6 protein-coding genes are annotated in these 8581 nt (G+C 73.1%); 4 read left to right on the top strand and 2 right to left on the bottom strand.

Annotated elements, in window-relative coordinates:
- Nucleotides 1–49: 49 nt before the first annotated feature.
- Nucleotides 50–946: a LysR family transcriptional regulator gene (locus ABT300_RS38455; RefSeq protein ID WP_351686169.1), complete on the bottom strand. Its 897-nt coding sequence runs from the start codon at nt 944–946 to the stop codon at nt 50–52.
- A 98-nt stretch (nt 947–1044) separates the two neighbouring features.
- Between ABT300_RS38455 and ABT300_RS38450 the strand changes: the two genes are divergently transcribed.
- The 3 genes from ABT300_RS38450 (at nt 1045) to ABT300_RS38440 (ending at nt 4971) form a co-directional block, all read left to right on the top strand.
- On the top strand, nt 1045–1926 hold the full coding sequence (locus ABT300_RS38450) for an alpha/beta fold hydrolase (RefSeq protein WP_351686166.1): 882 nt from the start codon (nt 1045–1047) through the stop codon (nt 1924–1926).
- The gene (locus ABT300_RS38445; protein ID WP_351686163.1) at nt 1923–2759 is read left to right on the top strand and encodes an LLM class flavin-dependent oxidoreductase; all 837 of its coding nucleotides are present in this window, start codon (nt 1923–1925) and stop codon (nt 2757–2759) included. The genes ABT300_RS38450 and ABT300_RS38445 overlap by 4 nt, the downstream gene beginning before the upstream one ends.
- Nucleotides 2760–3291: 532 nt before the next feature.
- Nucleotides 3292–4971 carry a DUF8823 domain-containing protein gene (locus ABT300_RS38440; RefSeq protein ID WP_351686160.1) on the top strand — a complete coding sequence of 560 codons (1680 nt, stop codon included), beginning with the start codon at nt 3292–3294 and terminating at the stop codon, nt 4969–4971.
- A 115-nt stretch (nt 4972–5086) separates the two neighbouring features.
- On the opposite strand, the gene ABT300_RS38435 is transcribed toward ABT300_RS38440, so the two are convergent.
- The gene (locus ABT300_RS38435) at nt 5087–6598 is read right to left on the bottom strand and encodes a glycoside hydrolase family 43 protein (RefSeq protein ID WP_351686157.1); all 1512 of its coding nucleotides are present in this window, start codon (nt 6596–6598) and stop codon (nt 5087–5089) included.
- Between the two features lie 554 nt (nt 6599–7152).
- Here ABT300_RS38435 and ABT300_RS38430 point away from each other — a divergent pair.
- Nucleotides 7153–8469 (top strand): ferredoxin reductase family protein, encoded by a 1317-nt coding sequence (locus ABT300_RS38430; protein ID WP_351686155.1) that lies wholly within the window; start codon nt 7153–7155, stop codon nt 8467–8469.
- Nucleotides 8470–8581: the final 112 nt, after the last annotated feature.

The following is an 8581-nucleotide window of genomic DNA, read 5'->3' as shown; positions in this document are numbered from 1 at the left end:
CAGCGGTCGGGTGCGCCGGCGGGAGCCGCGGCGGGAGGAGGGCGTCCGCTCAGGGACGCCCGGCGATCTCGCCCGTCACGTCCACGGCGATCTCGATCGCCCGCGCGGCGAGGGGTGAGTGCGTGCGGCCGGCCTGCCACAGCAGGAAGATCTCGCGCGGCGGGAGCCCCGGCTCGAGCGCGTGGACGCACAGCGACGCGTCGGAGCCGAGGTCGGCGCCGCGGACGGCGAGCCGCGGCAGGACCGCCGAGCCCATGCCGGCGCGCACCATCGACAGCACGGTCTCGTTGCCCGCGGTACGGCACACGATCCGCGGCCGGACGCCACGGCGCGCCAGCGCCTGCTCCAGCCGGGCCTGGTCGCAGATCGGCGGATGCGCCACCATCGGTGCGCCGTCCAGTCGCGCCGGGCGCACCGGACCGTCGGGAAAGTCGCCGCGCCGGGCCACCAGCACATAGGGATCGTCGAGCAGTTTGCGGTGTTCGACGTCGCCGTCGACGCGGCCGTCGAAGAACATCAGGTCGAGCTCGTCGAGCCGAGGCCGGTCGGTCTCCTCCTCGAACAGCCGGATGTCGCAGCCGGGGTGCTCGTCCCGGAGCCTGCGCACGATCAGCGGCAGGATCACGTTCGACACGCTCTGGAAGGTGCCGATGTCGACCCGGCCGTCACCGGCCCTGAACCGGTCGACGGCGTCCGCCAGCGCACGGGATCCGGCCAGCAGTGCGCGCCCGTGGGCCAGGACCACCGCGCCCAGCGGAGTGATCCGCACCGGTTTCGGACCGCCGGGCCGGTCGAACACGGGGCCGCCGACGGCCTTCTCCAGCGCCGCGATCTGCTGGCTCACCGTCGACTGGGTGTACCCGAGCCGCGCCGCCGCCCGACCGAAGGAGCCCTCGTCGGCCACGGCGGCCATGGCGGCGAGGTGCCGCAGTTCGACATCGGACATGGGCTCGCCTTCCTCATCAGCGACGATCGGCTTCAACGATCGATTCGATCGGAAACTATCGCTTTTTCCGATGGAGCGTCAGGCCTAGCGTGACCTTCATGACCGATCACCTCTCCCCTCGCCCCTCCCACCGCCTCTCACACGGTGAGAAGCTCATCGAGGTCGACGACGTCGAGCTGTGCGTCGAGACCTTCGGGAACCCCGCCGACCCCGCGATCCTCCTCGTCGACGGCGCCGCCGCCTCGATGCTGTGGTGGGAGACCGGACTGTGCGCCCGTATCGCGCAGGGCGGCCGGTACGTGATCCGCTACGACAACCGGGACACCGGCAGATCCACCGGCTACCCGCCGGGACGGCCCGGCTACACGTACACCGACCTGGCCGGGGACGCCCTCGGCGTCCTGGACGCCCTGGACGTCGAGCGCGCCCACATCGTCTGCCGGTCCATGGCCGGCGGAATCGGCCTCATCGTCGGGGTGGACCACCCCGACCGGGTGGAGTCCCTGACGTTCGTCTCCACCTCCACCGGCGAGGACGGACTCCCGCCCTCCTCGGACGAGCTCGCCGCCGGCATCCCCGCCGACCCGGACCCCGCCGACCAGGACGCGGTGGTGGACTTCGTCGTCGCCTCGGCGCACGCCTGCTCGGGCGGCTCGCCCTATTTCGACGAGAGCGCGACGCGCACGCTCGTGGAGCAGGACGTGGCCCGCGCCCGCGACATCGCCTCCACCCTCGTCAACCACTACGCGATGTCCTTCGACGGGTCGTCCCGCGACTTCGCCGCCCTGCGGGCGCCGACCCTGGTGGTGCACGGCGACCACGACCCGGTGCTGCCGCTGCCCCACGGACAGGCCCTGTGCGCGGCGGTCCCCGGTGCGACCCTGCTGGTCCTCGAAGGCGCCGGACACGACCTGCCGAAGCCGCTGTGGGACGTGTTCGTCCCGGCTCTCCTCCGGCACACCGCAGGCGGCCGGACATGACCCCGTTGCGGTCGGCGCTGTGGCTGCCGATCTTCGAGGAGCTCGCCGACCCGGCGGCGGTCGCCCGGCTGGCCGCCGAGGCGGAGGAGGCCGGCTGGCACGGGGTGTTCGTCTGGGACCACCTGCGCTGGCGGGAGCCCGTCCGCCGGGTGGCCGACCCGTGGATCACGCTGGCCGCGATCGCCGCCGCCACCCGGCGCGTGCGGTTCGGCCCCATGGTCACCCCCCTCGCCCGCCGACGGCCGCCCAAGGTCGCCAGGGAGACCGCGACGCTGGACCGGCTCGGCGACGGCCGTCTCACCCTCGGCGTCGGTCTCGGCAGCGACCGCTTCGCGGGCGAGTGGAGCGCGACGGGCGAGGAACTCGACGACCGGCGGCGGGGCGGCATGCTCGACGAGTCGCTGGAGATCCTCACCGCAGCGTGGTCCGGCGGGCCGGTTCGCCACCACGGCCGGCACTACACCGTCGACGGCGTCTCCTTCCTGCCGCGTCCGGTGCAGCGCCCCGGCGTGCCCGTGTGGACCGCGGGCCTCCCCGGCAACGTCAGACCGCTGCGCCGCGCCGCCCGGCACGACGGCTTCTTCCCGGTGAACCTCGAACACCCCGACGAGCTCGCCGAGGCCGTCGCGACCCTCGCCGGCCTGCGCGAGGGGAGGACGAGCCCGTACGACATCGCCGTCGCCCTCCCGCCCGGCGCCGACCCGGGGCCCTACGCCGACGCGGGCGCCACCTGGTGGCTGGCGGAGTTCGCGCCGCACACCGTGTCGCTGGACCGGGTGCGCGGCGTGCTCCGCGACGGCCCGGCCGACTCCGGCAGACCCGGCACCGGGTGAGACCAGCGGGTTCTTCCTCCGCGCGGCACACGCCTTGCATGTGGCTGACCTGTGCAAATAGCCTCTGCTCAAGCCGGTGGGGGTTGCCGGCCCGGGATGTGGTCCACAACATCGAGGTCGCAGGCGCGAACCGGCTGTTGTCCGTGGCCTGCCCGGGCAGGAGGCCCGAGTCCGGGTCCTCCACCGATTCCGGAGCAGTTCAGTGCATGAAGTCGGCCTCCTGGCGCTGGCGCCGTCGGCGAGACGCGCGGTCCGCGCGGCGTGGTCCCACGCACCCGCCGCCGCAGCGGACGGGGGGCCCGCAGGCAGGGGCCTGCCGCGCCACGACCGCGGGCTGAGAAGCCGGCCGCCCGGTGAGGTCGGGTCGGCGCGGCTCCCGATGCCGGCGTGCCGCGCGAGCGGCACATGGGCGCGACGGACGGGAGAAGCCCGGCCGTGACGCGGGTACAGGTCCGTGAGTTCCAGGAGCCCTAGGGGCCGCGAACTCCTCGCCGGACCTCTACCGCGTCCGTTCCGCACCGGGAAAGCCACCATGCCCCCACAGACCTCCACCCTGTCGGTCCCCTCCTCCCGGCGGCCGTCGCTGTCGGCGCTGCGCAGGGACCGCCGCCCGTTCGGATCGGCGAGGTACCGCGTCCCGCTCCTCGCCATCGCCGCCTTCCTCCCCCTGTACTGGGGATGGGGCGCCGTTCTCGCGACGGACGACGGTGACCTCGCCGCGCAGTACGCATGGGCGGGGTTCGTCGGCAGACACCCGGCCACGCCGTACGGGCTCTTCTGGTTCGGCGGCGTCCACACCGTCAACTACAGCGTCATCTCACCGCACTTGATGGCCCTGTTCGGCGTCCGGGCCGTCTCCGTGCTGTCCGGCGTCAGCGCCACCTGGCTGCTCGCCACGCTCCTGGAGCGCGCCCTTCCGCGCGTGTCGATGTGGCCCGCGCTCGTCGGTGCGCTGGGCCTCTGGTACAACGTCGTGCTCGGCCGCACCACGTTCGCCCTCGGCCTGGCCTTCGCTCTCGCGGGCCTGCTCGCCGTCGCGGATCGCGCGCCCCGGCCCGCCAGGCTCGCCGCCGCCGCCCTCGGGGCGCTGTTCGCGACCATGGGCAGCCCGGTGGCCGGGCTCTTCCTGCTGGTGGCGGGAGCCGGCTACCTGGTCGACCGCCAGTACGGCAAGTGCCTCGCCCTCAGTCTCCCGCCCGTCGCCGTCGTCGGCGTGACCACCCTGCTGTTCCCCTTCCAGGGCGAACAGCCCATGGCCTGGGGCCGCATGATCCTGCCCGTGCTGCTGTCCGCGGCCGTGGTGTGGGCGGCCCCACGGGAGTGGCGGGTGGTGCGGGCGAGCAGCGCCGTGTACGCCGTCGGAGTCGTGCTGACCTGGGTGGTCCCCTCGCCGGTCGGCAACAACGTGGAGCGCCTCGCCCTGCTCTTCGCGCCCGCGGTGCTGCTCGCGGCCGCGCTGCACCGCCGCTCCGGAGCCTTCCGGCACGGCGGCCGGCGAACCCGTATGCGGGCGATGGCCCTGGTGACCGCTCTCTCCGTCTCCTACCTCTGTGCGACGTCGCTGACGCATCTGCGCCGCCCCGACCCCGTTCCGGGCTGGGTCACGCACACCGACGGCGTGATCGCCGCGCTCGACCGGCTGGGCGCGGACCGCGGGCGGGTCGAGCTGCCGACGGACGACGACCATCGCGGGGCCACCCTGCTCGGCCCGCACTTCGAGCTGATGCGGGGCTGGAACCAACAGTTGGACGTCGAACGGGGACGCCTGTTCTACGAGGGCCATCTGGACGGGCCGCGGTACTACGCCTGGCTGCGTCACTGGGCGGTGGGCTTCGTCGTCCTCCACGACGGCACGCCCGATCGGTCCGCTGAGCGCGAGACGGCTCTCATCAAGGAGGGCCAACGCTGGCTGGAGCCCGTCTGGCAGGACCGTTACTGGAAGATCTACCGTGTCCGCGACACTCTGCCGCTGGTCTCCGCCCCGGCCGAGCTGCTGCGCGCGGGCGAGGCGGATCTGACGCTGAGCATGCCCGGCGCCGGGTCGAGCATCGTGCGGATCGCGTATTCGCCGTGGCTGCGCGCCGAGGGAGCGTGCGTCACCGCCGACGGTCCGTGGACGCGGCTGACCGCGCCTCGGGCCGGCGTGTACCGGCTGACGTCGGACTACGCCGCGGAGTCCGTCGACGAGAGCGGCTGCCCGTCGGCCGGCTGAGGGGCCGACGTCTCCGCCGGGCCTGTTCGGCGGAGGCCGCCGTCGACTGCGTCCGCGGTGCGGACCGAGCCGGGCCCGCCGCGGGCGGCCCGGGCTCAGCCGTCCTCAGCCGTCCTCAGTCGTCGAGGGGCTCGTAGTCGAACCAGTCGAAGTGGACGACGCCGGTCGCCGCGTACACGCCGATGACGCGTCCGGTGAAGCCGCCGGCGACCTCGGTGGACAGGTAGCGCCCGTCCAGGCTCGCGAGTTCGACGACCGTGCCGTCGGGCTGCTCGACACCGAGGGAGACGAGGTCGGGACCTGTGCACGGCCCGTGCGGAGACGGCGATCGGGTGATCGTGACGGCGAGGACCACCGGCCCGGCCGGCACGGACTCCTCGGCCACGACCGTGCGCAGCGATCCGACGCGGGCGACCACCCGCACCCGCGTGCCGGACGCCTCGATCGCGTAGTGGTGCCGCTCGTCGAGCCGGACGGCGAGGCCACCGCTTCCCTCCCCGGCGTCGGCCAGCGTGCGCGCCCTGCAGGACGGATGCCGCTGGCGCCGGCCGGTGAACACCGCGTCGGGCTCGTCCAGGGAGCCGCCCCGCGCGCGGAGCGTCAGCCAGCCGGGGCGCTCCTTGACGGTGCAGTGCTCGGCGGGCCGGTCGCGCACGGAGATCCAGTACGGGCGCAGCTCGGCGAGGTCGAAGTCGTCTCGGTGCTCCTCGGCGGGGCCGGGGGAGAGCGGCCAGGGGAGTTCGGGGAGGTCCAGGGCGACCTCGCCGACGACCGGCCAGTCGTCCTCCCAGGTCACGGGGGCGAGGAAGGTCTCCCGGCCGAGCACGTGCCAGCCCGGCGTGCCGCCGCCCGGCCGGACGCCGAGCAGCACCATCCACCAGGATCCGTCGGGCCCCTGGACGAGGTCGGCGTGCCCGGTGTTCTGCACGGGACGGTCGGTGCCGCGGTGGGTGAGGATCGGGTTGGCCGGGCACGGCTCGAACGGGCCGGCGGGCGTACGGCCGCGGGCGATCGAGACGCCGTGGCAGCGTTCGGTGCCGCCCTCGGCGATGAGCAGGTACCAGTACTCGCCGATGCGGTACAGGTGCGGCGCCTCCGGGGCCTTGGCGCCGGGAGCGCCGGACCAGAGCCGGTGGGGCGTTCCGTACGTCTGCCCGGTCGACGGGTCGATGCGGACCTGCGAGACCCCGGCGACCGTGCACCAGCAGACGCCGTCCTCGTCCCAGGCCAGGTCGGGATCGATGCCGGGGACGCCCGGCGCCCGGACGGGATCCGACCACGGTCCGGCGGGGTCGGTGGCCGTGAAGATCAGGTTGCCGCCGCCCTCGCTGCAGTTGGTGACGATCAGCCAGAAGCGGCCGTCGTGGTGGCGCAGGGTGGGGGCGTAGATCCCGCCGGAGGACGGCATGGAGGCGGGCAGACGCAGTTGCTCCGGCCGGTCCAGCACATTGCCGATCTGGGTCCAGTGCACCAGGTCCCGGCTGTGGAAGAGGGGGACCCCCGGGAAGTACTCGAAGCTGGAACAGGCCAGGTAGTAGTCGTCGCCGACGCGGCAGACGCTGGGGTCGGGGTGGAACCCGGGGATCACGGGGTTGACGGGTCCGTCCGGCTGGCGCAGAGCGGGCACCTGAGAGGTCCTCTCGTCGGTAACTCGTCGGTAACTCGTCGTGTCTCGGCGGTACGTGACGCAGGCGTGGCGTCGGTCGGCAGGCGGCCGTCGACTGTCGAAGCGTTGCTGTCGAAGCGCTTCACACAATCCCGTAAGCTAACGGACCGGCACCGTGCACTCAAGGTGCCCTACGTGTCCGACACTCGCGATATCGCCTGCTGCACGGCCGATTCGGAAGAGCGTCGACAGAAGCCGGCTTGTCGAAGCGCTTCGATCGACAGGTCTTCGAGGTTGCGGCGGGGTCCCGATTCCCGGGCCGACATCCTCCGCGCACGTGACGAGGTCCCCGGGCGCGACGACGGGCGCGGCGCCGCGGCAGGTCACGGATGTCCCAACAACCCTGCGACAGCTTGTGGTTAAGGGCTTAATCACCCAGCGTACGCAGCGACGGCGGCGGGTCGCGGCAGGTGAGTCGGACCCGGCCTGTGGAGCATCGACCGTCGCGGTGCCGGGATCGGCACCCGTACGTCATATGAACAAGAGGGGAAGCGGTGGAGGCGACGATTTCTCGGGTGCGGCAGGGCGCCATACCTCCGGTCGTTGCGGCGCGGTGGGCGCTGTGGACGTTTGTCATCATCAACGCGGTGATCGTGGAGGCCTTGTTCCTCACCTCCGGGACCGGCAAGAACGGGGTGCTCACCGTCGCCAAGTTCTTCGGCCTGCACGCCGCCGTGTTGATGCTCTTCCAGCTGCTGCTGGTGGCACGGCTGCCGTGGCTCGACCGCCGTATCGGCATGGACCGGCTGACGGTGTGGCACCGGTGGGTCGGCTTCACCCTGCTGTGGACCGTCCTCACCCACGCCGTGCTGGTGGTGCTGGGCTATGCCGAGCTCAGCGGCACGTCCATGACGAAGACGTTCTTCTCGCTGGCCGGAGTGCCGGCCTCGCTGCTCGGGATGATCGCCGCGGCGATCGTCGTCGTGGTCGCCGCGGTGTCCGCCCGGTACGTGAGGCAGCGGCTGCGGTACGAGACCTGGCACGGCCTGCATCTGCTGCTGTACGTGGCATTGGGGCTGGCCTTCGTCCACCAGTTGCAGGAGACGACCACCTTCAGCTCGTCCCCGGCCGCGAAGCTCTACTGGTGGGCCCTGTGGCTGTTCGCGTTCGGCGCCCTGGTCGTGGGCCGGATCGTGCTGCCCGTGTGGCGCAACTCCTACCACCGCTTCCGCGTCGCGGAGGTGGTGGTGGAGTCGGACGACGTGGTGTCGGTGCACGTCACCGGCCGGCACCTCGACAAGCTGCCTGCCCGGGCCGGGCAGTTCTGCATCTGGCGGTTCCCCGGACACCGCCACTGGTGGCTGGCGAACCCGTTCTCGCTGTCGGCGGCGCCCGACGGCCGTACGCTGCGGCTGACGGCCAAGGCGGCCGGCGCCGCCAGCGCCGGACTGCGGCATCTCCCGGTCGGCGCCCGCGCGTTCGTCGAAGGACCCTACGGCGCGTTCACCTCGCTGCACCGCGCACGCCCCGGCGCACTGCTGATCGCCGGAGGGGTGGGGATCACCCCGGTCCGGGCCCTGCTGGAGGAGGAGCAGTCGGGCGACGTCGTCGTGCTCTATCGGGTCCGCAGCGAGGAGGACGCCGTGCTCGTCGACGAGGTACGCGCCCTGGTCGCGGAACGCGGTGGGCAGCTGCACCTGCTCACCGGCCGAAGGGGAGAGGGCAGCACGCCCTTCGCTCCGGAGAGCCTGCGGGCCATGGTTCCCGACGTCGGCGAACGCGACGTGTACGTCTGCGGCCCGCCCGCGATGACCGCGGTCGTGCTCGGCGCGCTGCGCGACCTGCGGGTCCCCCGGCGGCAGGTGCACGCCGAGCGGTTCGGCCTGGCCTGAGCCCCACCCGGGGCGGCGCCTCGGCCCCCCGCGCCGTTCCGGTCGAGCGTCCGGACCGGCATCGCGGGCCTGCTGCGAGTGCGTGAGGCCCCGCCGCGGTGACGTCACGTCC

It is taken from the genome of Streptomyces sp. NPDC001027, assembly GCF_040299045.1.
Classification (GTDB): domain Bacteria; phylum Actinomycetota; class Actinomycetes; order Streptomycetales; family Streptomycetaceae; genus Streptomyces.
Note: the sequence above shows the minus strand (reverse complement) of the source record. Positions and strands in the feature narration are given on the sequence as shown.